General features: G+C 48.3%; 26 protein-coding genes and 1 pseudogene. 7 read left to right on the forward strand and 20 right to left on the reverse strand.

Going from position 1 to position 23,307, the window contains the following annotated elements; translation table 11 throughout:
• Window positions 1-93 precede the first annotated feature (93 nt).
• A pseudogene (locus CYJ98_RS05470) lies at window positions 94-381 on the forward strand (transposase); the annotation flags it as partial.
• Window positions 382-463: 82 nt separating this feature from the next.
• On the opposite strand, the gene rfaD reads toward CYJ98_RS05470, so the two are convergent.
• From rfaD to CYJ98_RS05495, 5 genes are all read right to left on the reverse strand, one after another.
• Window positions 464-1,468, reverse strand: coding sequence for an ADP-glyceromanno-heptose 6-epimerase (gene rfaD / locus CYJ98_RS05475; protein WP_070588377.1), 1,005 nt, complete (start codon window positions 1,466-1,468; stop codon window positions 464-466).
• A gap of 141 nt (window positions 1,469-1,609) precedes the next feature.
• Window positions 1,610-2,572 (reverse strand): D-glycero-beta-D-manno-heptose-7-phosphate kinase, encoded by a 963-nt coding sequence (rfaE1, locus tag CYJ98_RS05480; RefSeq protein ID WP_101755416.1) that lies wholly within the window; start codon window positions 2,570-2,572, stop codon window positions 1,610-1,612.
• Between the two features lie 103 nt (window positions 2,573-2,675).
• On the reverse strand, window positions 2,676-3,068 hold the full coding sequence (locus tag CYJ98_RS05485) for an immunity protein Imm33 domain-containing protein (RefSeq protein ID WP_101755415.1): 393 nt from the start codon (window positions 3,066-3,068) through the stop codon (window positions 2,676-2,678).
• A 94-nt stretch (window positions 3,069-3,162) separates the two neighbouring features.
• Window positions 3,163-3,894 carry an orotidine-5'-phosphate decarboxylase gene (gene pyrF, locus CYJ98_RS05490; RefSeq protein ID WP_101755414.1) on the reverse strand — a complete coding sequence of 244 codons (732 nt, stop codon included), beginning with the start codon at window positions 3,892-3,894 and terminating at the stop codon, window positions 3,163-3,165.
• Between the two features lie 102 nt (window positions 3,895-3,996).
• Window positions 3,997-4,257 (reverse strand): helix-turn-helix domain-containing protein, encoded by a 261-nt coding sequence (locus CYJ98_RS05495; protein ID WP_101755413.1) that lies wholly within the window; start codon window positions 4,255-4,257, stop codon window positions 3,997-3,999.
• Window positions 4,258-4,367: 110 nt separating this feature from the next.
• Between CYJ98_RS05495 and CYJ98_RS05500 the strand changes: the two genes are divergently transcribed.
• Window positions 4,368-4,730 carry a hypothetical protein gene (locus tag CYJ98_RS05500; RefSeq protein WP_063076449.1) on the forward strand — a complete coding sequence of 121 codons (363 nt, stop codon included), beginning with the start codon at window positions 4,368-4,370 and terminating at the stop codon, window positions 4,728-4,730.
• Between the two features lie 72 nt (window positions 4,731-4,802).
• Here CYJ98_RS05500 and adk read toward each other — a convergent pair whose 3' ends face one another.
• The 8 genes from adk to lpxK form a co-directional block, all read right to left on the reverse strand.
• Entirely contained in the window at window positions 4,803-5,450 is a 648-nt protein-coding gene (gene adk / locus CYJ98_RS05505) for an adenylate kinase (RefSeq protein ID WP_049359612.1), read from the reverse strand.
• A 72-nt stretch (window positions 5,451-5,522) separates the two neighbouring features.
• A complete protein-coding gene (locus tag CYJ98_RS05510; RefSeq protein ID WP_101755412.1) occupies window positions 5,523-6,041 on the reverse strand; it encodes a 3-deoxy-manno-octulosonate cytidylyltransferase in 519 nt (172 codons plus the stop codon).
• A gap of 11 nt (window positions 6,042-6,052) precedes the next feature.
• Window positions 6,053-6,814, reverse strand: coding sequence for a 3-deoxy-manno-octulosonate cytidylyltransferase (kdsB, locus tag CYJ98_RS05515; RefSeq protein WP_101755411.1), 762 nt, complete (start codon window positions 6,812-6,814; stop codon window positions 6,053-6,055).
• Complete coding sequence (locus CYJ98_RS05520; RefSeq protein WP_002221286.1) at window positions 6,811-6,993, reverse strand: Trm112 family protein; 183 nt, start codon at window positions 6,991-6,993, stop codon at window positions 6,811-6,813. Before CYJ98_RS05520 ends, kdsB begins: the two co-directional genes overlap by 4 nt.
• 94 nt (window positions 6,994-7,087) lie before the next feature.
• A complete protein-coding gene (locus tag CYJ98_RS05525) occupies window positions 7,088-7,663 on the reverse strand; it encodes a DUF2059 domain-containing protein (protein ID WP_101755410.1) in 576 nt (191 codons plus the stop codon).
• A 49-nt stretch (window positions 7,664-7,712) separates the two neighbouring features.
• Entirely contained in the window at window positions 7,713-7,916 is a 204-nt protein-coding gene (locus tag CYJ98_RS05530) for a hypothetical protein (RefSeq protein WP_240315432.1), read from the reverse strand.
• Window positions 7,917-7,931: 15 nt separating this feature from the next.
• On the reverse strand, window positions 7,932-8,378 hold the full coding sequence (locus CYJ98_RS05535) for a hypothetical protein (protein ID WP_240315431.1): 447 nt from the start codon (window positions 8,376-8,378) through the stop codon (window positions 7,932-7,934).
• Window positions 8,379-8,442: 64 nt separating this feature from the next.
• Entirely contained in the window at window positions 8,443-9,453 is a 1,011-nt protein-coding gene (gene lpxK / locus CYJ98_RS05540; RefSeq protein ID WP_101755409.1) for a tetraacyldisaccharide 4'-kinase, read from the reverse strand.
• A gap of 181 nt (window positions 9,454-9,634) precedes the next feature.
• Between lpxK and xseA the strand changes: the two genes are divergently transcribed.
• The 3 genes from xseA to CYJ98_RS05555 all read left to right on the forward strand — a co-directional run bounded on the left by xseA (window position 9,635) and on the right by CYJ98_RS05555 (window position 12,698).
• Window positions 9,635-10,984: an exodeoxyribonuclease VII large subunit gene (gene xseA / locus CYJ98_RS05545; RefSeq protein WP_101755408.1), complete on the forward strand. Its 1,350-nt coding sequence runs from the start codon at window positions 9,635-9,637 to the stop codon at window positions 10,982-10,984.
• Window positions 10,985-11,107: 123 nt separating this feature from the next.
• Window positions 11,108-11,887 (forward strand): CDP-diacylglycerol--serine O-phosphatidyltransferase, encoded by a 780-nt coding sequence (gene pssA / locus CYJ98_RS05550; RefSeq protein ID WP_101755407.1) that lies wholly within the window; start codon window positions 11,108-11,110, stop codon window positions 11,885-11,887.
• Between the two features lies 1 nt (window position 11,888).
• Complete coding sequence (locus CYJ98_RS05555) at window positions 11,889-12,698, forward strand: sulfite exporter TauE/SafE family protein (RefSeq protein ID WP_101755406.1); 810 nt, start codon at window positions 11,889-11,891, stop codon at window positions 12,696-12,698.
• A gap of 85 nt (window positions 12,699-12,783) precedes the next feature.
• Here CYJ98_RS05555 and CYJ98_RS05560 read toward each other — a convergent pair whose 3' ends face one another.
• From CYJ98_RS05560 to CYJ98_RS05585, 6 genes are all read right to left on the reverse strand, one after another.
• Window positions 12,784-13,464: a sulfite exporter TauE/SafE family protein gene (locus CYJ98_RS05560; protein WP_101755405.1), complete on the reverse strand. Its 681-nt coding sequence runs from the start codon at window positions 13,462-13,464 to the stop codon at window positions 12,784-12,786.
• 110 nt (window positions 13,465-13,574) lie between these two features.
• Window positions 13,575-14,615 carry an ABC transporter permease gene (locus CYJ98_RS05565; RefSeq protein WP_063076440.1) on the reverse strand — a complete coding sequence of 347 codons (1,041 nt, stop codon included), beginning with the start codon at window positions 14,613-14,615 and terminating at the stop codon, window positions 13,575-13,577.
• Between the two features lie 36 nt (window positions 14,616-14,651).
• Entirely contained in the window at window positions 14,652-15,707 is a 1,056-nt protein-coding gene (locus tag CYJ98_RS05570) for an ABC transporter permease subunit (RefSeq protein WP_003746080.1), read from the reverse strand.
• A 99-nt stretch (window positions 15,708-15,806) separates the two neighbouring features.
• Window positions 15,807-16,736 (reverse strand): CobW family GTP-binding protein, encoded by a 930-nt coding sequence (locus CYJ98_RS05575; RefSeq protein WP_101755404.1) that lies wholly within the window; start codon window positions 16,734-16,736, stop codon window positions 15,807-15,809.
• On the reverse strand, window positions 16,724-17,197 hold the full coding sequence (locus tag CYJ98_RS05580) for a Fur family transcriptional regulator (protein ID WP_049329244.1): 474 nt from the start codon (window positions 17,195-17,197) through the stop codon (window positions 16,724-16,726). Before CYJ98_RS05580 ends, CYJ98_RS05575 begins: the two co-directional genes overlap by 13 nt.
• A 113-nt stretch (window positions 17,198-17,310) precedes the next feature.
• Window positions 17,311-18,135, reverse strand: a complete 825-nt coding sequence (locus CYJ98_RS05585; protein WP_070607715.1) for an SDR family oxidoreductase — start codon at window positions 18,133-18,135, stop codon at window positions 17,311-17,313.
• Window positions 18,136-18,267: 132 nt separating this feature from the next.
• Here CYJ98_RS05585 and CYJ98_RS05590 point away from each other — a divergent pair, with 132 nt between their 5' ends.
• Window positions 18,268-18,729 carry a c-type cytochrome gene (locus CYJ98_RS05590; RefSeq protein WP_070633434.1) on the forward strand — a complete coding sequence of 154 codons (462 nt, stop codon included), beginning with the start codon at window positions 18,268-18,270 and terminating at the stop codon, window positions 18,727-18,729.
• Between the two features lie 384 nt (window positions 18,730-19,113).
• Window positions 19,114-21,876 carry a TonB-dependent receptor domain-containing protein gene (locus tag CYJ98_RS05595; RefSeq protein WP_101755403.1) on the forward strand — a complete coding sequence of 921 codons (2,763 nt, stop codon included), beginning with the start codon at window positions 19,114-19,116 and terminating at the stop codon, window positions 21,874-21,876.
• A gap of 149 nt (window positions 21,877-22,025) precedes the next feature.
• Here the strand turns inward: CYJ98_RS05595 and CYJ98_RS05600 are convergent, their stop codons facing one another.
• Window positions 22,026-23,222: an acetate kinase gene (locus CYJ98_RS05600; RefSeq protein ID WP_101755402.1), complete on the reverse strand. Its 1,197-nt coding sequence runs from the start codon at window positions 23,220-23,222 to the stop codon at window positions 22,026-22,028.
• Window positions 23,223-23,307: the final 85 nt, after the last annotated feature.

Raw genomic sequence — 23,307 nt, forward strand, 5'->3', positions numbered from 1 at the left:
ATTTCAATTTTCATCGAAGAAAAGCAAATTGAGACCTTTGCAAAATTCCCAAAAATCCCCTAAATTCCTACCAAGACATTTAGGGGATTTTCCATGAGCACCTTCTTCCAGCAAACCGCCCAAGCCATAATCGCCAAACACATCGACCGCTTTCCACTATTGAAGTTGGATCAGGTGATTGATTGGCAACCGATCGAACAATACCTGAATCGTCAAAAAAACCGTTACCTCCGAGACCACCGCGGCCGTCCCACCTATCCCCTGTTGTCCATGTTCAAAGCCGTCCTGCTCAGAAAATGGCACAGCCTATCCGATCCCGAACTCGAACACAGCCTCATCACCCGCATCGATTTCAACCTGTTTTGCCGTTTTGACGAACTGAGACCTTTGCAAAATTTCCCAAAATGATAAGGCCGTCTGAAAATCCTTTTTCAGACGGCCTTATCATTCAAATTAGAAGGACTTAAACCAATTTCTCCAGCATCCATTTAACGTAACGACTGACGCCTTGTTTTACATCCAAGAATTCTTCTTTATACCCGGCTTCGCGCAGCTTGGTTATGTCCGCTTGAGTAAAGCTCTGATATTTGCCTTTAAGTGCATCTGGGAATGGGATATAACGGATAAGTTCTTCTTCAACCAACTCTTTCAAACTCATTTCAGGCTTGCCTTCGGCCGCACGGCAGGCGTTGACGGTTGCGGCGGCGAGTTCGTTAAACTGTTGGCTGCGGCCTGTACCGAGGTTAAAGATACCTGAAAGCTCAGGATGATCGAAGAAGTAAAGGTTAACTTTGGCGACGTCTTCTACGCTGACAAAGTCGCGTGTTTGCTCGCCGTTGCCGTAGCCGTCATTGGCGCCAAACAGGTTAACATAGCCGTGTTCTCGGTATTGGTGGAAATGGTGGAAGGCGACGGATGCCATACGGCCTTTATGTTGCTCTTGTTGCCCGTAAACATTGAAGTAACGGAAGCCGACGACTTGGGCGGTCAAACCTTCTTTCATGCGGCGGCGCAATACTTGGTCAAACAAGAATTTAGAGTAGCCGTACACATTGAGTGGTTTTTCCAGTTCGCGCTCTTCGCGGAAGATTTCGCCTTTGCCGTACACGGCGGCGCTGGAGGCGTAGAGGAACGGAATACGTTCGTCCTGACACCAGTCCAAGAGGTCGAGCGTGTACTGATAGTTGTTGTCCATCATGTAGAGGCCGTCGTGGTTCATCGTGTCGGAACACGCACCTTGATGGAAAACCGCTTCGATATTATCGTAAGGCAGAAGATGGCCGCGCACTTGGCGGATGAATTCGTGTTTATCGAGATAATGGGCAATTTCACACTCGGCAAGGTTTTTAAATTTTTCGCCTTTGCTCAGATTGTCAACGGCAACAATGTCGGTAATACCGCGCTGGTTAAGTGCTTTAACGATGTTGCTGCCGATAAAGCCGGCCGCGCCTGTTACGATAATGGTCATAATGAGTTTCCTTTATTTTGATTTTTCAGACGGCCTTGAAGTAATCATGCCGTCTGAAAATAAAAACTTTTCTGTCTGGATTATTTTCCAACTCTTATTTTCAGACGGCATTTAGAATTTTAAGGCCGTCTGAAACAATCATTATTGCTCTTCCAATGCCTTGGTCAATTCGGCAAACGAGCACACCGCCGTACCAAGTTTTGCCACGACAACGCCTGCCGCCGTATTAGCAAGGTGCATCGCTTCGGGCATGGTATAACCTGCCGCCAAACCCAAACCCACTCCGGCAATAACGGTATCGCCCGCACCGGATACATCATAAACTTCTTGAGCCCGTGTAGGCTGATAAATCGGCTCGCCCTCATTGAACAAGGTCATACCCTCTTCGCTTCGGGTCAGCAAAATAGCGGTCAAGTCGAGATGGCGGCGCAGATTTTGGGCTTTCTCGGTCAAATCGTTTTCGTTTTTCCAGCTACCCACCACTTCTTTCAATTCTGCACGGTTAGGCGTAATCAGCGTAGCGCCGGCATATTTTTCGTAATCATCACCTTTCGGGTCGATTAAAACGGGTTTACCGGCCTGCTTCGCCCAATCGATCATATCGGAAATATGCGACAAACCGCCCTTGCCGTAATCTGAAAAAATAATGGCATCATATTCAGGCAACACTTCGCGGTATTGCTGCTTGATTTGTTCCAACACTTCACGATGAGGCGGCTCTTCAAAATCAAGTCGGATAAGCTGCTGATTACGGGCAACAACGCGCAGTTTGACAGTAGTCGCAATTTGCTTGTCACGCATCAGATAGGAAGAAACACTGTCTTGCGCCATCAACGCATCCAGTGCATCTGCAGCTTCATCATCGCCGGTAACGGACAACAGCCCTGCTTTACCGCCCAATGAGGCGATATTGCGCGCAACGTTTGCCGCGCCACCCGCGCGTTGGTCGATACGTCCGATTTTCGCCACCGGCACGGGGGCTTCAGGAGAAATACGGGACACATCACCAAACCAATAACGGTCGAGCATCACATCGCCGACAACAAGGACTTTGGCTTGTGAAAAACGTGATTTGAGGGTTTCTTGTTGGAACTTGGTGGGCATTTTATGCACTCCAAAATAAGTTGTTTATATGTGTGAAAACTTCAATATATTCTCAGCACTTATCTGGCAGATTTACTGATTAAAAATAAAATCTGACTTTTTATTATTCTTCAAAGTCGAAAGGAGACCAATCGGCAACAGGAGAAAAACAATCCTCTCCTTCTTTTTTTTCAAAAACACTACCAATATCCATCCAAAACAGCTCTCCAACATCTGCTTGATAATGAGTAAGCCGCGTTAAACTATGAAAAGAGAAATTTTCAGGATTATTCGTGTATTCATTATCTTCTGTTCCGGAAAATACTCGCCATCCGCTGTCAAATGGTAAATTTCCTTGATGCTCCCGATACATGAATCTAACAGGAAGCCCTTCTTTGACAATTTTATGCGATACGATTGCATACCATCCAACAGGTGCATCCGTTACAAGCAAATCATCTTCCGGGAATGCATCAAGATCAAAAATATTACTCACATCTGGACTACATTGAGACATCGGACAAATTCCTTTCCAAGCTGAAATTTTCTGGCTATTTATCTACCGTATCAAAGTGAGATAGTTTCTTTGAACAACATCAAAATTATTATACTTAAGCATTCGCCACGCGGTTCACTTCGCGCAATACGGCTACCGGATCAGCAGCTTTGGTTACCGGACGGCCCATTACCAGATAAGTCGAGCCTGCCGCCAATGCTTCGGCCGGGGTCATGATGCGGCGTTGATCGTCATTATTACTGGCAACGTCCAAGCGGATACCCGGTGTGACCAAGACGAAATCTTGTCCCAATTCGCGGCGCAACGGTGCAGCTTCTTGGGCGGAGCAGACCACGCCGTCCAAGCCTGAACTTTGCGCCAGTTTCGCCAAGCGGATGACTTGTTCTTCAGGGGCGATGTTCAAACCGATTTCGGCCAAGTCGCTTTGTTCCATGCTGGTCAACACGGTTACACCGATCAAAAGCGGCTTGGTGTGATATCCGACAACGGCTTCTACGGCGGCTTCCATCATGCGGCGGCCACCGGAGGCGTGCATATCGACCATCCAAACGCCCATATCGGCAGCAACTTTACAGGCCTGAGCAACTGTGTGGGGAATATCGTGGTATTTCAAATCGAGGAAAAGTTTGAAACCTTGATTGATTAAGCTTTCTGCCAAACTACGGCCGGTTGCGGTAAACAGCTCTTTGCCGATTTTGATTTGACACAATGTCGGGTCAAGATTACGAACAAATCCGAGCGTATCTTTTTCGTTGGCAAAATCAAGGGCGACGATGACGGGAGTACGTTGTTGCTGGGTTTGGAAGTCGGAGATTAAGGGATTCATAAGATGCCTGCGGATAAACGGTTATAGCTTCGATTTTAACAGCTTTTGTACACAAAAGGCCGTCTGAAAATATTTTTTCAGACGGCCTCATCACAACACACCTTAATTATTCTTATATAAATCTAAAATTTTTACAGAAAATTCATCATCACTGAAAAAAAAGGCTGGTGGAACTTCCAATACTTCAGCAATTTTCTGCAAAGTATTTAAATCAGGCTGATGATTTCCTTTCTCATAGCGATTAATACGCGTACTCGCCACAAACTCATCTAATCCTATCGCCAGTCCCAGCTTCTCCTGCGTCAAATTTTTTGCTTTTCTCGCTTCCTTAAATCGCTTTATAAAAACTTCTTGTAAATTCATAACTTCTATCCTAAAAATCAAAGTTACGAATTTCGTATATTTCTCTTGATTATTTACTACGAATAACGTAGTATTTAATGATTTTATACTTTACCTATTGTGAGAAAACCATGACACCGGACCAAGAATCAAAATGCCATAAAATTATTCATTCTCATGCAATTGCTGCTGCCGCAGGCAACGCCATACCCGTACCAGGACTTGGTATCGCTACAGATATGGTTACAATGACTACTATGTGCACAAGCCTTTGTGCTGTTTTTGGTGGTAATATGACCGAAGCGGCTGCCAAGGCAATGGCTATAGCTGCAATTAAAAATACCATGTTAAAACAACCCATAAAAACAATAGCAAAAGAATTGTCAAAATTAATTCCAGGCTTAGGCAGCGTTGTTGCACCAACTATTTCTGTTGCATTACTTGAAGCAGCAGGATGGACTCTTGCAAAAGAACTGGAACAAAAATTCAGTTGATTTATACAATAATGAAAAAGGCCGTCTGAAAATATTTTTTCAGACGGCCTCATGATTTTACTTCGGCAAAACTTATTTGCCCAAACCTTTCAATACTTCGGCTTTCACGGTTTCTACTGCTTGGGTACCGTCAACTTTGATATATTTAGGCGCGTGTTCGCCTTCCAATTTGCTGTAGAAATCAACCAAAACTTCGGTTTGCTCGTGGTAAACGGCAAGGCGTTTTTTCACGGTTTCTTCTTTGTCGTCGTCGCGTTGAATCAAATCTTCGCCGGTTACGTCGTCTTTGCCTTCAACTTTAGGCGGATTGTAGGTAACGTGGTAAGTACGGCCGGAAGCCAAATGCACACGGCGGCCGCTCATGCGGTCGACAATCACGCTGTCAGGCACATCGATTTCAACCACGGCATCCAAATCCACACCGGCTTCAACCATAGCTTCGGCTTGCGCCAATGTGCGTGGGAAACCGTCAAACAGGAAACCGTTTTTGCAGTCATCTTGGGCAATGCGCTCTTTAACCATGCCGATAATGATGTCGTCGCGTACCAAACCGCCTTCATCAATGATTTTTTTTGCTTCCAAACCCAGCGGAGTGCCTGCTTTGATGGCAGCGCGGAGCATATCGCCGGTAGAGATTTGAGGAATGCCGAATGCAGCAGTGATGAATTGAGCCTGTGTGCCTTTGCCGGCGCCTGGTGCGCCCAACAATAATACTTTCATGATGAGTCCTTCTTGGTTTATGGATTTAATGTTTGTTTAATTCTACACGCCTTGCGTTTATCGTTCAAAACTTCAGACGGCCTGTTCTGTGCCAAAGTGCTGCCACGCATCATCGCGCATTTCGATAAACCAGCTGTCTTCAGGGAAGCGTTCCAACGCGTCTTTCAACGTGGAAAGTAGGTTTTGGGACAAGGCTTTTGCCAAATATTCTTCCTCGTTGGCTTCTGCCGCTTTGTCCGGCTGTTGCGCTAAACCGAGGGCACGTGTCCGATGGCCGTGTGCCAGATAGTTGAGCGCAATCACTTTTTGTGCCCAAAGCTGGGGAATATCGGGGCTTTCCTGCAACAACACCGATAAAATCGATACGGCGACCGCCAACCGTCCGCCGGTCATGCGCAAATCTAAGGATTGGTTGGGCGGCAGGGTGCTGAGCATTTCTGCCATGCGAAACCAAAATTCGCCGCTGGCCTCGTCGGGCGCGGCCACTTTCAACATTTCGTAGTTGAACTCTTGATCGTCGTCTTTGACCAGCAAAGCGACATCGGCAAGCAGTTTTTGTTCGTCACGGCTCAAATGGCGTAAATCATTCATGTTTTTTCCTTTCAGACGGCCTCGAACACAGCCCTTACCCTGTCCAAATCTTCCTGCGTATCCACGCCGGCGGCTGGCGCTTCTTGGGCAATTTCAACGGCAATCGGATAACCGTGCCACAGGACGCGCAATTGTTCCAGAGATTCAATGGTTTCCAAAGGAGAAACTTCCATTTCGGAATAGCGTTGCAGGAAACCTGCACGATAGGCATAAATGCCGATATGGCGCAAAACAGTTGTTTCTGAAGGTAATTCGCGTTTTTCGGCGCGCATGGCGTCGCGCGGATAAGGAATCGGGGCGCGGCTGAAATAGATGGCGTTGCGGTTTTTGTCGAGGACGGCTTTGACAACGTTAGGATTCATAAACTCGTCAAAATCGTGCAATTCGTGGGCGGCCGTCGCCATTTGCACATTGTTTTCAACCAAAACTTCAGCCGTACGGTTGATGAGTTCGGGATCGATTAAAGGCTCGTCGCCTTGTACGTTCACGACAATCAGATGTTGCGGCAGTTTCAGCGTATTGGCCGCTTCGGCAAGGCGCGTTGTACCGCTTTCGTGTTGATTGGAAGTCATGACCACTTCGACACCATGCGCCTGACAGGCCGTCTGAATATCGGGATGGTCGGTGGCAACGACAACACGCGCAGCCTCACTTTTTGCTGCTTGTTCGGCAACGCGTACAACCATCGGTTTGCCGTGGATGTCCGCCAAGGCTTTTCCGGGCAGGCGCGATGAATCCAGCCGCGCCGGAATCAATACGACAAATTCGGTCATGCTTTCAGTTCCTCTTCGCTCAACGCTCGTGCTTCGTTTTCCAGCATATAAGGGATGCCGTCTTTAATCGGATAAGCCAGCTTCGCCTGACGGCTCCACAATTCCTGTTTGTCCTGATGATATTCCAGCCTGCCTTTGGTAACGGGGCAGACGAGGATGTCTAAGAATTTTTTTTCCATGGGGTTTCTTTCGGGTTTGATGGTTTTAGCGAAGCTCGCTTCGCTCGTTTTGGCGAAACTTGCTTCGCTCGTTTTCAGACGACCTCAAGCGGCATTATTTTTTCCGTGCCGGTTTGTTATGCTGTTTGGCGCAGGCTTGGGCAGGATTTTTGCCTTCGCACATGATTTGGCGGATTTCACGTCTCAGGTTTGCGCTTTGGTTGGATTGGGTGTATTTGCCGGCAAGGATGTCCATCATAGGTTTCACCGTTGCCTCAAGATAGCGCGGCGTTTTGTCCATTATCGATTGACCTACCGCCGTGCTGTAAAAGCCAATCAATGCGTTGACTTCTTCCTGCGTATAAACCGTCTTCATGCCGTCTAAAGTCGCTTTACGCAATTGGGCGCGCACTTGCGGCGTATTGATTTCGGCAATTGATTGGTTTGCATACTTTTTCAATACCGCCTCCAACTGCGGACGTTTGTCTTCCGGCACATCTTTCAAAAATTTCTGTGCATTCGGATCGGAAAGCACAATGCTCTCCATGCTTTGGAAAGACTGGTCTAACAGGGCATCCATCTTCTGTACTTCAAACAGACGCTCCAGCGACGCATCGCTGGGTGGGGCGGCAAATGCGTTGGCACACAATGCCAGCGCGGCGACGGGCAATAATAAGGTTTTCAGTTTCATTTTTTTCTACCTTTCAACAAAAAATAAATATTTACAGATGATCGGAGAATTATTTGGCACATTTCGGCAAATTTTTGTTGCCCTTGCATAAAATACCATGTGTCTGCTCCTCAAAAGCGGGCGTATATTTATCACTTGCATTGAGGTAGTTTTGACTCATGTTTTTTTGGATAATCTCATCACTCAGCTTATCGAAATGTTTGACTTTTTCGAGCGCAGACTTACCGGCACCATGCCCAAATGCTTCAGCCATCTTTTCTATATCCGATTAGCTCAACATATCCTCAAGATTTCCACCATGCTGTTGTAAACTTCTTATCTTTTTCAAAATATTTTTTCCCTGAGCTGAAGAGAAAAAACGGTTGGTTACATCGACTTCTTCTTGTGTAAATACTTTCTGTACGGCACGCTTTTCTTCATCCAACCATTGCTTTTTCAACTCAGGGCGACTCAAATCGTCTTGCATATTTTTCATATAACGGCTGATGACTGCCTTCATCTGCGCTTTTTGAGCTTTGGGCGTCATCGTTAACAAGCGCTCATTGTCCTCTTTATTCACCATCTCCAAAGAACGTTGTACTTTCTCGCTATAATTATTGCTTATCCCTTGAATCTCCAACCATTTCATTGCAGATTCATCACTTGGTTTAGCAGCCAGGCTTTGAGTGGATACAAATAAAGCTGCACAAGCGACCAACAAATATTTTAACTTCATGATTTACTCCTATTGCGTAGTTTGAAGATCATCTTTAAAACATCTGTGAAACATCTATAAGCATTTAGATTGAAACATTCGCGGATACAAACGCCGCCAAGTCCGGCTCAATTATCGCACAAACAGGCAATACCCATACATGATTCAGATTAAGACCGTCTGAAAACTTGACCGCATCTTTCTCCGTAATAATGACCACATCCGCATTGGGCAAGTCTGCTACTGCGATATCGGCATGGTCGGGCAGTGCGACGGTTTGGTTCAAGGTAATGCCCATATTCCGCAGCGAATCGAAAAAACGCTCCGGTTTGGCGATACCGGCGACGGCGGCGACGGTTTGGTTTTTCAGACGGCCTGTATCCAGTATTTCAGACGGCCTGTTCAAACGGTAAATCCGCCCTGTTTCAATATGGCTGGCAAACATATTTTCAGACGGCCTAAACGCCACATCTGCTTTTCCGCCGCTGACGACAACCGCATCAACGGAAGCCAACCGAGACAAAGGTTCGCGCAAGCTGCCGTTGGGCAGTAAATCCAAATCCATCCGCCCCGTATCTGCCGCCGGAAATACGGCAATTTCCATATCGCGCTGCAAGGCATAATGTTGCAAACCGTCGTCGGCCACAATCAATTCAAGCTCCGGATGCGCCGCAAGCAATGCCCTAACTGCTTCTGCACGGCTGCTGCCTACCGCCGTCGGCGCACCGGTTTGGCGAAACAGCAATAAAGGCTCGTCGCCTGCATCTGCCGCGCTGCTGGCTGTATTCAATACATGAACCGCCTTGCTCTTGCGCCCGTAACCCCGGCTGATGATGCCGACCTTAACGCCCTTTTTCTGCAAACCCGACACCAGCGCGGCGACTATCGGCGTTTTCCCTGTTCCGCCTGCATGGATATTGCCGACCACCACCACTGGCACAGGCAATTTTTCGCTTTTCAGACGGCCTGAAACAAAATCATCGCGCCGTTTCGCCGCAATTTTGGCAAACAGCTTGGACAATGGTTTTAACAGCAAAGACAAAAACGGATTGGGGGATTGCCAATGGCGCTCGATAATTTGGTGGAGTTTGGGCATACGCACGGCTTTTGAAGCGAAAATCAAACGATAATATAACACAAGCCTGCCCGGACAAGGCCGTCTGAACATGCGGCTTTGATAATATTAAAACAAAGGACGCAAGTTTCATAAAAACGAATACAACGAATCGTCCTAAAACCCTTATAATTCAGCTTTCCCAAATTTTTCCTGTTTCGCAATGTCCGAACTTTTCGCGCCCTCCTCCATTTCCGTATCCGAACTCAACGCCCTTGCCAAAGCTTTGCTGGAAGACCATCTTGCAGGCTTGTGGATTGCTGGTGAAGTATCCAACCTGACCCGTGCCGCCAGCGGACATTATTACTTCTCGCTCAAAGACAGCCGCGCTCAGGTGCGTTGCGCGATGTTTAAGGGTGCGGCCATGCGCTTGGCGAAGCCTTTGAAAGAAGGCGACCATATCGAGGTATCAGGAAAAATCAGTATTTATGAAGCGCGGGGCGAATTTCAAATTACCGTAAATGAGGTGTGGCTCAAAGGTTTGGGGCAGCTTTACGAAGCCTATGAACGATTGAAAGCGCAGTTGCAGGCGGAGGGTGCGTTTTCGGCGGAACGCAAAAAACCGTTACCTGCCCGTCCGCAATGTATTGGCATCGTTACCAGTCTGGCGGCGGCGGCATTGCGCGATGTTGTAACCACCTTAAACCGCCGCGCGCCCGAAATCCCCGTTATCGTTTATCCAACGCCCGTTCAAGGCACAGGCAGCGAATTGCAAATTGCCCAAGCGATTAAAACCGCTTCGCAACGCGCCGAGTGTGACGTATTGATTGTCTGTCGCGGCGGCGGCAGCATTGAAGACTTGTGGGCGTTTAACGAAGAACCGGTCGTGCGCGCCATTGAAGCCTGCGCGATTCCGGTCGTCAGCGGCGTAGGACACGAAACCGATTTCACGCTCGCCGACTTTGTTGCCGACGTGCGCGCACCGACACCGACCGGCGCGGCAGAATTGGTCAGCCCCAACCGCCAAGAATCGCTACATCGTCTAGCCCAAGCGCAAGGCCGTCTGAAAACTGTTTTGGAGCAACGATATTTCGATGCCAGCCAAAAACTCGACTGGTTGGCGCGGCAAATCCGTCATCCGCGCCAAAAACTTGACGATCAGCGCGCTTCAATCAGCAAGCTGGCGCAAATGCTGTCTTACTCGATGACGCAAAATCTCCGTGCCCATACCGCCCGTTTTGAACGCCAAACCCAAACCCTGAAACATTGCCGTCCTGATGTTTCCATTTACAAACACAACATCGACCGCTTTCAGTCGACCCTATCGCATTCCTTCCACCAGCTGCTTGCCCACCACCGTCAAAGCCTGACCGCCCAAACCGCATTGCTCGAAGCCGTATCGCCGCAGCATATTCTGGAGCGTGGCTTCTCGGTCGTCAAAAACACCCGCGGACAAGTCATCCGCAATGCCGATACGTTGAAACAAGGGCAAAAACTGCACATCACTTTTGCCGACGGCGAAACCGATGTACGCGTGACCAAAGAGCAGGCGCAGGGCGAGTTGTTTGACTGATAAAATAAAGGCCGTCTGAAGCTTTATGCGATTGAAGTGAAACTATGTCTGCCTTTTAAAAATCCTTAACCAACCAATGCGGTATAATGCCTCATCTGCACACGCAGCATATACGGAAACATTATGGACAACGCACAAAATACAGAAAATCCGATTCCTCCACGCAACTCCATCCGCAAAAACAGCATTTACCTGCTGCCCAATTCCTTTACCATCGCCGCACTGTTTTGCGCGTTCTTTGCCATTACCCAGTCCATGCACGGACGTTATGAAACAGCGGCGATTGCAGTTTTCCTTTCCATGCTGCTCGACGGCATGGACGGACGCGTTGCCCGCTTGACCAACAGCCAGAGCGCATTCGGTGAACAGCTCGACAGCCTCGCCGATATGGTCAGTTTCGGCGTCGCGCCTGCCCTGATTGCCTACAAATGGCAACTTTGGCAGTTTGGCAAAATCGGCTATTCCGTCGCCTTTATCTACTGCGCCTGCGCCGCTCTGCGTTTGGCACTGTTCAACACGCTTATCGGCAAAGTCGACAAACGCTGGTTTATCGGCGTGCCCAGCCCGACCGCCGCTGCGTTGATTGTCGGCCTGATTTGGGTCAACCACAGCATCGAACGCTTCCCCGGCGTGCATTGGTGGGCATTGGGTATCACCCTGTTTGCCGGCATTTCCATGATTGTGCAGATTCCGTTTTGGAGCTTCAAAGAAATCAACATCCGCCGCCAAGTACCGTTTATGGGCATGGTGTTGGCCGTGTTGGTATTGCTGCTCATCAACTGGGAGCCTTCTCTCGTCCTCTTCCTATTTTTCCTCGGTTACAGCCTGTCCGGTTATGTGATGGCAGTCATCCGTTGGTTTAAAAAACGCCATAAAACTCACAAACACGACAAGGCCGTCTGAAATGTGGTCTTGGGACATCATCCTTGCCCTGCTCGCCGTCGGCAGCGCGGCGGGCTTTATTGCCGGACTATTCGGCGTAGGCGGTGGCACGTTGATCGTCCCTGTCGTCTTATGGGCATTGCAACTGCAAGGTATAGGCGGCCACCCCTATGCACAGCATCTTGCCATCGGCACTTCCTTTGCCGTCATGGTGTTTACCACCTTCTCTAGTATGTACGCCCAACATAAAAAGCACGCCATCGATTGGGCGACCGTCCGCCGGATGACGCCGGGCATGATACTTGGCGTACTCCTCGGCGCAGCAACGGCAAAATATATGCCGACGCTGGCTTTGCAAGTTTTCTTTATTGCATTTCTTGCCTTTATCGCACTTAAAACCCTACGCGATTCCAAACCCAAACCTTCACGCACCCTGCCTGCCCTCCCCGGCCTGACAACCGTCGGCACGCTTTTTGGGGCGGCTTCGAGTTGGGTCGGTATCGGTGGCGGCTCGCTATCCGTTCCATTTCTACTCTATTGCAACTTTCCGGCACACCGCGCCATAGGCACATCTTCAGGTTTAGCATGGCCGATTGCGATTGCCGGCACCATCGGCTATTTTGCCAACGGTTTGCATATTGCCAACCTGCCTAAAGGCGCGGCAGGCTTTATCTATCTTCCGGCCGTGGCCATATTGAGCATTGCCACCATCCTCTTTGCTCCGCTCGGCGTAAAAACGGCGCACAAGCTGCCCGCCCGAAAACTCAAAATCGCCTTCGGTATTATGTTGCTGCTGATTGCCGCCAAGATGGCTTGGAATTTGATACATTAAATCTTTCTTGTGAAAAGGCCGTCTGAAAATCTTTCAGACGGCCTTTTTGATTGCAAAACAACAAACTAAATAAAACCTTTTTACCTTACCCGATTTGCCCCATCTCAAATACAGCCAAGCGCCATATCGCCCATCCTGCCACCAACAATCCGGCGCACAAACGAACCATGCGTTTTTGCAGAAAGGTTTTCAACTGCGCTGCAAATATGCCCATCGCAAGCAGGTTCGGCAATGTCCCCAATGCAAACGCCAGCATATACAGCCCGCCGTGCAAAGCATTGCCGCTGCCCAAGGCATACAAAGACGCGCTGTACACCAAACCGCAAGGCAGCCAACCCCAAAGCACGCCGACGCCGAAACAGGCAGGCACCGATTTAATCGGCAACAATTTGTTCAGCAAAGGATTCAGGCGTTTCCATATCGGTTTTCCGATGCCTTCGATTTTGGTTGCGGCAGTCGAAATACCGGCAAGATACAGTCCAAGCAAAAGCAATAAGACATTGGCGGCAATATACAAACCGTTTTGAACTGCGCGTGTATCGTCCAAGGAAATGCCGACCTGCCCGACCAAGCCGACCAGAAGGCCGATGACGACATAGCTACTGATGCGCCCCAAGTTCAACAATACAATCAGCCCGATTCGGTTTAAATGTGGCGGCAGCTGCAAAGCAAATGCGCTGCTCAATCCGCCGCACATACCGACGCAATGCGTTCCGCCAAAAAAGCCGAGCAGAAAAAGAGTAAGAAATGTGATTTCTTGATTCATGGTTTTTAATGATTCAAACGAATGGATGAGGCCGTCTGAAACTTTTCAGACGGCCCTGAGAATGCAGGATAAGCTTTTCAGCCCACCCTCTTCACGCTTTAGAAAAGCAATTAACTGCGTGCGCGTACGTCAAATGCCTGACGCAAACCTTCGCCGATCATGACCAGCAAAAGCAGCATCACCGTCAGCGTAGCGACGGCAGACAGGCCGATCCACCACGCGTCCAAGTTGTCTTTGCCTTGCGCCAGCAACTCGCCCAAACTTGCCTGTGAGGCAGGTACGCCCAAGCCCAAGAAGTCCAAACTGGTCAGGGCAAGTACGGCACCGGAAATACGGAAAGGCAGGAAAGCCAATACCGGCGTCAAGCTGTTGGGCAGGATATGGCGCCACATGATTTCACGGTTGCTCACGCCCATCGCGCGCGCCGCCAAAACGTAATCGGTCTGACGGTTTTTTAAAAACTCGGCACGGACATAGTCGGACAAGCCCATCCAGCCGAAAAGCGACAGCAATACCAGCAAAATCAACAGTCCCGGATTAAAGAACGAAGACAGGATAATCAGGAGGTACAGCTCCGGCATACCGCCCCAAACCTCGATAAAACGCTGCATCAGAAGGTCGGTTTTACCGCCAAAATAACCCTGTACCGCGCCTGCAACCACGCCGATTACGGTAGTCACCACAGTCAACACCAAGGCAAACAGCAGTGAATCGCGGAAACCGTAAACCAAGCGCGCCAACAGGTCGCGGCCGCGGTCATCCGTTCCCAAGATATGCCGTTCGGACGGTTTGGCAGGATCGGGGGCCGTATCAAAATCGTTTAAGGTATCGGCATCGTAAGGATTGGGCAGATAAAGGGCAAAATTGCCGTCTGAAGTGATGTTGTGACGGATAAGCGGATCCAAATAATCCGCAGGCGTATCGAAATCGCCACCAAATGCGGTTTCGTTATATTCGTTTACCAAGGGGAAGAAATACTCGCCCTGATAGCGTATCCACAAAGGTTTGTCGTTGCTCCACAAAGGAGCAAGCAAAGTGACGACAAACAAAACGGCCAAAATCCGCAAAGCCAACCAACCGCGCTTATGCTGCTTAAAGGCTTGCCAAGTAGGGTTTGAAGTAGATTTTTTCTTTTTCATGGTTCGAAACATTCTTTAATAATGGATTGAAGATATTTTCAGACGGCCTTATTTCTGTCCGCCAAAGTGAATGCGCGGATCGACCCACGAATAAGAAATATCCGACACCAATTTAGCCAACAACCCCATCAGCGTGAACACGTACAGCGTACCCATTACGACAGGATAATCGCGTTTCATCACTGCCTCGTAAGACAACAAACCCAACCCGTCCAGCGAGAACAGCGTTTCAATCAACAGGCTTCCGGTAAAGAATGCGCCGATAAATGCGGCCGGGAAACCGGTAATCAGAGGAATCATGGCGTTGCGGAAAATATGTTTCCACAGAATCTGTTTCTCAGGCAAGCCCTTGGCTCGGGCGGTATAAACATATTGACGGCGGATTTCTTCAAGGAACACGTTTTTCGTCAATACGGTCATCACCGCCAAGTTGCCTGCTACCGAAGCGGTAATCGGCAAGGCCATGTGCCACAAATAATCTTTGACTTTACCTGCCCAAGAGAGCGTATCAAAATCATCGCCGACCAAGCCGCCCTGAGGAAACCAGGCAAAAAAGCTGCCGCCGCCAAACAACACCAGCAACACCAAACCCAATACAAACGGCGGTACGGTATAGCCGACCAAAATGATCATACCCGTAATCGTATCGAAACGGCTGCCATCCCTGACCGCCTTGGCAATACCCAACGGAATACATATCAAATAAGTTAGAAAAAACGTCCACAAACCTAAACTCATCGATACCGGCATTTTTTCTTTCACCAATTCAAACACAGTTTGGTGATGGAAAAAGCTCTCGCCCAAATCGAAACGGGCGAATTTCCATACCATATCGGCAAAACGCGTCAAAGGCGGCTTGTCGAAACCGTATAAAGCATTCAGCGCGGCCAAATCCTCCGCACTGATACGGTTGCCGTTTTTGGCCAAAGTTCCGGGCATACTGTGTCCCGCAGTCTCGCCGCCAACCGCGCCCTGCGTCAGCTGCTGAACCATCTGCTCCACCGGGCCGCCGGGAACAAACTGAATCACGGCGAAAGTAATCGCCAAAATCCCCAACAACGTGGGAATCAAAAGGAGCAAACGATGAAAGATATAACGCCACATGGTTAAGTGTTCCTCTATTTTTTTGATTTGAAGGCCGTCTGAAACCGCTTGCTTCAGACGGCGTTATCGTAACGGATTAATAAGCGTTTGGACGATGATTTACTTCTCCAAAGCCTCCTGCAGTTTCTTCTCAATTAAATCCGCGTCAAACGATTTGGCAATCAGCTCAAAGCGCGAGTCACGGCGCCACGAAACTTGGTTTGCGCCCCATTGACCGTCCACCCAGTTCAGCCATACCCATGTACCAAGCACTTGGAACACGCCTTTGGCACGCACGAGACCGTCTGTAAATTTAGGCAGGTCGTTGAAGAAATCGGTCAGCTTTTCGCCGTCGAAATCGCGTCCGGCAGGGAATGTGAAACCTTGCGACTGGAAGCCCATGGTGTTGTCCGGCAGGGCTTTGAGGCGGTAGCGCGATTTTTCGACCACGGGAATATCAAGCCACTGGATGTCGAGTTGCGCATTTTGGACTTCAACCACTTTGGCTTTGGGCGGGAACAGCTTGGCCGCTTTATCATGAAATTCGGCCAGTTGCTCCGGCGTGCACAAGTCGGTTTTGCTGGCAACCAATACGTCGCAAATGCCGATTTGGTCTTTATACAAGGCTTGTTGAGCGTAATCGGGATTGATGAATTGACGCGGATCGACAACGGTAAAGACTGCACCGATTTCTAACATACTGTCGAGCGGTTTGGCTTTCAGTTCGTCGATAACGCTGGCGGCGTGCGCCAGGCCGCTGGCTTCAATCATCAAGCGGTCGGGTTGGGCATCGCGCAGCATCTTTTGTACGGTCGTACCCATTTGTGCGCCGACAGTACAGCACAAACAGCCGCCGGCGATTTCAGCTACGGGAATGCCGTTGTCGCTCAAGACGGCGCCGTCAATGCCGATTTCGCCAAATTCGTTGACAATGATGACCCATTTTTCATTCGGGTCTTTTTGTGCCATCAGACTTTTAAGGGCGGTGGTTTTGCCTGTTCCGAGGAAGCCTGAAATCAGGTGGACTTTAGTCTTTTTTACTTCTGACATTTTTTACAAATTCCTGTTAAAACAACATGTTCTTCTTTTAATGAGAAACCAGTTTCGGCCACGCCTGCACGCAATGCCGCCCATTCTTGGCTCAAGGTCTGCTCATCTGCTGTACCGCATTCGGTACAAACCAAAATAAACGCGCTGTGGTGCGCTTCGGCTTCTTCGTGGTCATGGCAATGGTCGTTGCACTCGTGCTGCGCGTGACTGCACAGAATATAGCCGTTGACCGCCGCCACTTTGTGCAAAACGCCCTGCTCCGCCCAAAAATCAAGGGCGCGGTAGGCCGTCGGCGGCGCAACCACGCCCTCGCTTTGCTGCTGCATCTGCGACAGAACGTTGTAGGCTTTAATCACGCCGCTTTGTTTCAAAACAATATCAAGCACTTGCTCGCGCAATGCGGTTACCTGCACACCATCGCGCTGCGCTTGTTCTAAGATTTTTTGTTTGATTGCGTTCATAACTGAAACAGCCTTTCAGACGGCCTTGTTAATAAAAAATTACATTATAACGTGTTTGTTCAATTTCAGATAACAAAGAGGCCGTCTGAAACGTTCAGACGGCCTGATGCCGATTACTTAAACCAAGATTTAATTTTTCCAAACAAAGACATGCTTTGTTTTTCAAACGTTTCTTCCTTCACCGGAGCAGGCTCATCGCGGTAAACTTTCATGCCTGCAAAGGTCTGGGCAACCGGCATGATTTCGATGGAATTGACGTTCATCCGCGCCGGACGCTGATAGAGCCATAAAGCGGTATCGGCAATATCTTGCGGCTGGATAAACTCGACATTCTCATAAACCTCGGCCGCACGCTGATCGTCGCCTTTGAAACGGACGTTGGAAAACTCGGTATCGCCGCACAAACCCGGTTCGATATTGGTAATGCGGATATTTTTATCTGCCAATTCGGCGCGCAGGTTCATACTGAATTGGCGCACAAAAGCCTTAGTTGCACCATAGACATTACTGCCGGAATAAGCATAACTGCCGGCAATCGAACCCAAATTGATGATATAGCCCTGTTTACGCGCTACCATTTGCGGCAAAATCTGGCGGGTTAGAAAAGTCAGGCCGATGATATTGGTTTGAATCATGGTTTCCCAATCGCCAAAATCGGCTTTATCGGCAGTATCCAAACCTAGAGCCAAACCGGCGTTGTTTATCAGGCAATCGATTTCGGACAAATGCTCGGGCAGGCTGTTCAAAGCATTTTGAATCGACTCCGTACGCGAAACATCCATTTCCAAAGGGTAAAACTGCTCGCCCAATTCCTCTGCCAACTGCTGCAATTTGTCTTCGCGCCGTGCCGCGCCGATGACATGATAGCCTGCCGCAACAAAAGTACGGCACATTGCCGCGCCAAATCCTGCCGATGCCCCGGTAATCAAAATTGCCATATCGTTTCCTTTCTGTACTCGTTTCAGACTTGGGTTTAAGGTATGATAACGCCTTATCAGACGGCCTGAGTGTTTGGCCGACTGATTTTAAATTTAACGATAATCATATCATTACAATAGGACACACTCCATATGAAAACCCGTTTTCTCCCTGTTGCTTTGGCAACAGTGGTGCTTACGCTTTCCGCCTGCGGTGGCAGCGGCGCGCCTTCCCAGCCTAAAGGCCCGATTTCCGAAGACCGTACGGCCGCGTTCAAATCCATGATGCCCGAGTTTACCCGCATGGGCAAAATGGTCAAAGACGAAGAGCCTTACGACGTAGAAAAATTCAAACAAGCCGCCGCAACCTTCGCCGAAAACAGCAAAAAACCGTTCACCCTGTTTGAATCCGACCCTCAAGGCAACGGCCGCGCCCTGCCTGCCATCTGGACAGACACAGCAACATTCAAAGCCGAAGAAGAAAAATTCGTTGCTGCGGTTGAAAAACTCAACGCCGCTGCCCAAACCGGCAAGCTCGAAGAAATCAAAGCCGCTTACGGTGAAACCGGTGCAACCTGCAAATCCTGCCACGACACATTCCGCGGTCCGGAATAAGGCTTAAAACAATAAAGGCCGTCTGAAATATCATTTTCAGACAGCCTTTGCTTCAACTGAATTCAAATCTTTCTATATTGACTTTATATTTTGCATTTCATGTTTTTACCGGTTTCATTTGAAACCGACGGCTCAATTCACATATCGCAATCAAATTTTCTTCTTCCGGCTGTTTAAATTCAATTAAATCTCCCTTCTTCTCAACCAACCAAATTCAAATTCAGACCTGCTTTATCTTTTCAGCCAGATGAATCATATGCGGGTGGATTATCTCCTGAAACAAGACTCTGCTTTATTTTTTAACAAATAAAAACCATTATCAAAATGTTTGTAAAGTTTAATAATATGTTATACAGTAGCAGCTTCGTTTCTGAGGTAACTATCATGAATCCGAATTTCAAATTAAATCTACTAACATTATCTTTACTGGCTATAACAAGTATCGCACACGCAGAAGACGAGGTTTCAACTCAAGAGCTTGATGAAATTCAAGTCAAAGGCAAACACATTGCCAAAGAGAAAAAAGTTTTTACCGAAGGCCAAGCCAAAAGTTCGCGTGAACGCGTTTATCAATCCAGCGAAAACATTGATACCATCGTTCGGAGCATGCCCGGCGTTTTCACCCAACAAGACAAGGGATCGGGGGTATTGGCGGTCAATATCCGTGGCGATAGCGGTTTGGGACGTGTCAATACGATGGTTGACGGCGTAACCCAAACCTTCTATTCCACTTCCGCCGATGCCGGACGCAGCGGCAGCTCCTCGCAATTCGGTACGGCACTGGATCCCAATTTTATTGCCGGTGTGGATGTAACCAAAGGCAGTTTCTCGGGTGCCAACGGCATCAATACCTTATCCGGTACAGCCAATTTCCGTACTTTACGGGTAGACGATGTGGTACACGGAAACAATACCTTCGGTCTCTTAACCAAAGGATTGAACGGCACAAACAGCACCAAAAGCAACTTTATGGCAACCGGAGCAGTACAAAAATGGTTTGACAGCGGAGCGCGCCTTGGCGCGTTATATGGTTATAGCCACCGTAATGTCGAGCAAAACTATAAAGTAGGCGGCGGCGGTCAGCGTATCGGCAATTTTGGCGAAGAATATTTGGACCGTAAAAAACAAGAATATTTTGAGAGCAACTTATTGAAATTCGACCACGAACAAAATCTCTGGGTTCGCGATTTTTCCAAACGTAACGCAGTCGGCAAAAGCTATTGGGACTACCCTTTCTCCAAAAAATATAACGATCCTGAGGTTTTGCAAAGAGATTATGTCGATGACTTGGAAAGAAGCTGGAAAGAGAATCTGGCACCGCAATGGGATCTGACTCCAATCGACCCGACCAGCCTGCAACAACGCTCAAACAGCCATTTGGTCAAAGTGGAATACGAAAACGACAACAACAAGCTGGACCTTCAGCTTCGTACCATGAACAACCGTATCGGCAGCCGCAAAGTAGAAAACCGCAACTACCAAGCCAATTACAATTTAAACATTGGCGATTATGTCGATTTAAACGTGTTGGCCGCCCATAATTTGGGAAAACAAAAATATCCGAAAAACTCACGTTTTTCAGGATGGGGACTGCTTGATTATTTGGAAACCAAAAATACAGCTAATCTTTTGGATATCAACAACAGTTTTTCTTTCAAACTTCCCCAAAAAACAGATTTAAAAGCTACTGTCGGTTTCAATTTCTTTAAAAACCAATACAGTAAAAACCGCTTTCCGGAAGAGCTGAGCCTGTTTTACGACGGCCCGGATCAAGATGCCGGCCTGTACAGCTTTTTAGGCCGCTTCAAAGGCGACAAAGGAATATTTCCTCAGAAATCAACCATATTGCAACCTTCAGGCCAGCAAAAATTCAATACGTTCTATTTTGATACTTCCTTGAAAAAAGGCATTTATCAATTGAATTACAGCGCCAATATGGTCAACTACCGCTACAAAGGCGAATATACCGACTACTTCAATACCCAAGAAGACTTTAAAAAAGCATTTGGAGAAGATTCTGAAATTTATAAACAGCATTGCACGCCAAGCTGCGACCTTTACGAACCGGTTTATACCAAATCCGGTAAAAAGCATGCGGTAAACCATTCGGTAGCATTAAACATCAATGTCAACGATTACTTTATGCCGTTTATCAGCTATTCACGTACGCATAGAATGCCGAATATTCAAGAAATGTATTTTTCACAAATCGGCGACTCGGGCGTCAATACCGCCCTCAAGCCGGAACAGGCCAATACTTATCAAATAGGCTTCAATACCTTCAAAAAAGGGATTTTCAAGCCGGACGATGTATTGGGTTTCAAACTGGTTGCCTATCGCAGCAGGATCAACAACTATATCCACAATGTTTATGGCAAATGGTGGGATTTGGATAAAGCACCCAGCTGGGTAACCAGTACCGGCCTGCAATACTCTATCCAGCATCGAAACTACGCCAAACCTGTCCATAAAAATGGTTTGGAAGTGGAAATGAACTATGATTTCGGCCGCTTTTTTACAACCCTGTCTTACGCCTATCAAAAAACCAACCAGCCGACCAATTATAGCGATGCCAGCGAATCGCCCCGCAACTCTTCTAAAGAAGACCAAATCAAACAAGGCTACGGCTTAAGCAAAATTTCCCGCTTACCCCGAGATTACGGTCGGGTTGAATTAGGGTCCCGATGGTTGGGCAACAAATTGACCATCGGCGGCATTATGCGCTATTACGGCAAAAGTACACGGGCAACGACTGAGGAGGAATTTGTTGACGGTACAACCGGTGCCAATACCTACTCTTTACACCAAATGGGCAGAAGGGTGATCAAAAAAACAGAAAGCATCAACAGACAGCCGCTGATTTTTGATTTCTATGCCAATTATGAACCGAAGAAAAACCTTATCCTTCGTTTCGACATTCAAAATGCGTTCAATAAACGCTATATCGATCCTTTGGATGCCGCAAACGATGCCGCAACCCAGCGCTATTTCAGCGTATTTGAAAGAAAAGGCGGTTTAGATGATGAGGAAGTCGAATGCGATGCCAACGGTTTATGCAATGGCAAATATGGCGGCACGACACGCTCCGTCTTGAACAACTACGCACGAGGCAGGACTTTGCTGTTTACCATCAGTTATAAGTTCTAAACCTATCTATCAGTATTCTTAATATTGCACTGATTAAAAAGCCGGCAAACGCAATGTTTGCCGGCTTTTTTCAATATATTCTCAAAATTTTCTTCATCTATACACAACAAAAAACCTGCCCTTGCGGGCAGGTCTTCAATAATGACGGATTACAGGCCGCTCAGACGGGCAGTATCGTGTGCAATCATCAATTCTTCGTTGGTAGGAATCACAACGGCAACAGCTTTGCTGTCGGCAGTGGTAATCACACCAGCATTGCCGAAGCGGGCTTTCAGGTTAGCTTCTTGGTCAATGTGCAGACCGAGGAAGCCCAAGTATCCCAATACGCGTTCGCGGATGATGTCGGAGTTTTCGCCGATACCGCCGGTGAAGACCAATGCGTCCAAACCGCCTGCCGCTACTGTCATGCTGCCGATGTATTTAGCCAAGCGGTAGATGAACATTTCCAGAGCCAGTTTGGCGCCCGGATGACCTTTGGCAGCTTCTTCTTCGATGGTACGGCAGTCGTTGGACAAACCGGAGATACCGAGCAGGCCGGATTTTTTGTTCAGCATTTCGGTAATTTGGGAAATGGTCATGTTGGCGTTTTCAGCCAAGAAACTGAAAACGGCAGGGTCGATATCGCCGCTGCGGGTACCCATTACCAAACCTTCCAGCGGAGTCAGGCCCATGCTGGTGTCTTGAGATTGGCCGTTGGCAACGGCGGTAATGGATGCGCCGTTTCCCAGGTGGGCAATAACCATGCGCAAATCTTTTTTGTCTTTACCGAGGAAACGGGCGGTTTCATCAGAAACGTAGCGGTAGCTGGTACCGTGCGCGCCGTAGCGACGCAAGCCGTATTTTTCATACAATTCATGTGGAACAGCGTAGGTGTAGGCATGTTCCGGCATGGTTTGGTGGAAGGCGGTGTCGAATACGACAACGTTCGGCAGGCCTTTGAAAATGGTTTGTGCAGCGCGCAGACCCAAGAGGTGCGCAGGGTTGTGCAGCGGAGCGAGCGGAATACATTTTTCGATGCCGGCGATAACTTCGTCATCAACGAGGATGGATTCGCTGTACAACTCGCCGCCGCTGACGACACGGTGGCCGATGGCGCCGATACGGCTGTCGAGATCATGCGCTTTCAGTTCTTCCATCAGGGCTTCAACGGCACCGGTATGGTCAGGTTTGGCAGAAAGATCGACTTTGCGTTTTTCACCGTTGAATTTAAAGGTGATATAGGCATCAGGCAGATTGAGTTTTTCTGCCAAGCAGCTCAACAATACTTCGCCGCTGTCGTTATCCAATACGGCACCTTTGAGGGAAGAGCTGCCGCAGTTCAAAACCAAGATTAATTTTTGTGTCATTTTATGCTCCTTGAGGTTTCAGACGGCATTTTTGTCGGGACCTTACTGCGGCTCCGGCTATGTTGCATCCCTTGTGGGACGTAGT

Origin of the sequence: Neisseria perflava (assembly GCF_002863305.2) — a bacterium.
Classification (GTDB): Bacteria; Pseudomonadota; Gammaproteobacteria; order Burkholderiales; family Neisseriaceae; genus Neisseria; species Neisseria perflava_A.

What these genes read in the sequence shown, in the direction of transcription:
- CYJ98_RS05485 (WP_101755415.1), bottom strand. Translation starts at nt 3,068, where the DNA reads ATGTCTCAATGTAGTCCAGATGTGAGTAATATTTTTGATCTTGATGCA.
- CYJ98_RS05500 (WP_063076449.1), top strand. Translation starts at nt 4,368, where the DNA reads ATGACACCGGACCAAGAATCAAAATGCCATAAAATTATTCATTCTCAT.
- kdsB (WP_101755411.1), bottom strand. Translation starts at nt 6,814, where the DNA reads ATGACCGAATTTGTCGTATTGATTCCGGCGCGGCTGGATTCATCGCGC.
- CYJ98_RS05585 (WP_070607715.1), bottom strand. Translation starts at nt 18,135, where the DNA reads ATGGCAATTTTGATTACCGGGGCATCGGCAGGATTTGGCGCGGCAATG.
- CYJ98_RS05575 (WP_101755404.1), bottom strand. Translation starts at nt 16,736, where the DNA reads ATGTCAGAAGTAAAAAAGACTAAAGTCCACCTGATTTCAGGCTTCCTC.
- lpxK (WP_101755409.1), bottom strand. Translation starts at nt 9,453, where the DNA reads ATGCCCAAACTCCACCAAATTATCGAGCGCCATTGGCAATCCCCCAAT.
- CYJ98_RS05530 (WP_240315432.1), bottom strand. Translation starts at nt 7,916, where the DNA reads ATGGCTGAAGCATTTGGGCATGGTGCCGGTAAGTCTGCGCTCGAAAAA.
- CYJ98_RS05495 (WP_101755413.1), bottom strand. Translation starts at nt 4,257, where the DNA reads ATGAATTTACAAGAAGTTTTTATAAAGCGATTTAAGGAAGCGAGAAAA.
- adk (WP_049359612.1), bottom strand. Translation starts at nt 5,450, where the DNA reads ATGAAAGTATTATTGTTGGGCGCACCAGGCGCCGGCAAAGGCACACAG.
- pssA (WP_101755407.1), top strand. Translation starts at nt 11,108, where the DNA reads ATGGACAACGCACAAAATACAGAAAATCCGATTCCTCCACGCAACTCC.
- CYJ98_RS05520 (WP_002221286.1), bottom strand. Translation starts at nt 6,993, where the DNA reads ATGGAAAAAAAATTCTTAGACATCCTCGTCTGCCCCGTTACCAAAGGC.
- pyrF (WP_101755414.1), bottom strand. Translation starts at nt 3,894, where the DNA reads ATGAATCCCTTAATCTCCGACTTCCAAACCCAGCAACAACGTACTCCC.
- CYJ98_RS05600 (WP_101755402.1), bottom strand. Translation starts at nt 23,222, where the DNA reads ATGACACAAAAATTAATCTTGGTTTTGAACTGCGGCAGCTCTTCCCTC.
- CYJ98_RS05510 (WP_101755412.1), bottom strand. Translation starts at nt 6,041, where the DNA reads ATGAATGATTTACGCCATTTGAGCCGTGACGAACAAAAACTGCTTGCC.
- CYJ98_RS05525 (WP_101755410.1), bottom strand. Translation starts at nt 7,663, where the DNA reads ATGAAACTGAAAACCTTATTATTGCCCGTCGCCGCGCTGGCATTGTGT.
- CYJ98_RS05565 (WP_063076440.1), bottom strand. Translation starts at nt 14,615, where the DNA reads ATGTTTCGAACCATGAAAAAGAAAAAATCTACTTCAAACCCTACTTGG.
- CYJ98_RS05560 (WP_101755405.1), bottom strand. Translation starts at nt 13,464, where the DNA reads ATGAATCAAGAAATCACATTTCTTACTCTTTTTCTGCTCGGCTTTTTT.
- CYJ98_RS05590 (WP_070633434.1), top strand. Translation starts at nt 18,268, where the DNA reads ATGAAAACCCGTTTTCTCCCTGTTGCTTTGGCAACAGTGGTGCTTACG.
- CYJ98_RS05595 (WP_101755403.1), top strand. Translation starts at nt 19,114, where the DNA reads ATGAATCCGAATTTCAAATTAAATCTACTAACATTATCTTTACTGGCT.
- CYJ98_RS05535 (WP_240315431.1), bottom strand. Translation starts at nt 8,378, where the DNA reads ATGAAGTTAAAATATTTGTTGGTCGCTTGTGCAGCTTTATTTGTATCC.
- CYJ98_RS05555 (WP_101755406.1), top strand. Translation starts at nt 11,889, where the DNA reads ATGTGGTCTTGGGACATCATCCTTGCCCTGCTCGCCGTCGGCAGCGCG.
- rfaE1 (WP_101755416.1), bottom strand. Translation starts at nt 2,572, where the DNA reads ATGCCCACCAAGTTCCAACAAGAAACCCTCAAATCACGTTTTTCACAA.
- CYJ98_RS05580 (WP_049329244.1), bottom strand. Translation starts at nt 17,197, where the DNA reads ATGAACGCAATCAAACAAAAAATCTTAGAACAAGCGCAGCGCGATGGT.
- xseA (WP_101755408.1), top strand. Translation starts at nt 9,635, where the DNA reads ATGTCCGAACTTTTCGCGCCCTCCTCCATTTCCGTATCCGAACTCAAC.
- rfaD (WP_070588377.1), bottom strand. Translation starts at nt 1,468, where the DNA reads ATGACCATTATCGTAACAGGCGCGGCCGGCTTTATCGGCAGCAACATC.
- CYJ98_RS05570 (WP_003746080.1), bottom strand. Translation starts at nt 15,707, where the DNA reads ATGTGGCGTTATATCTTTCATCGTTTGCTCCTTTTGATTCCCACGTTG.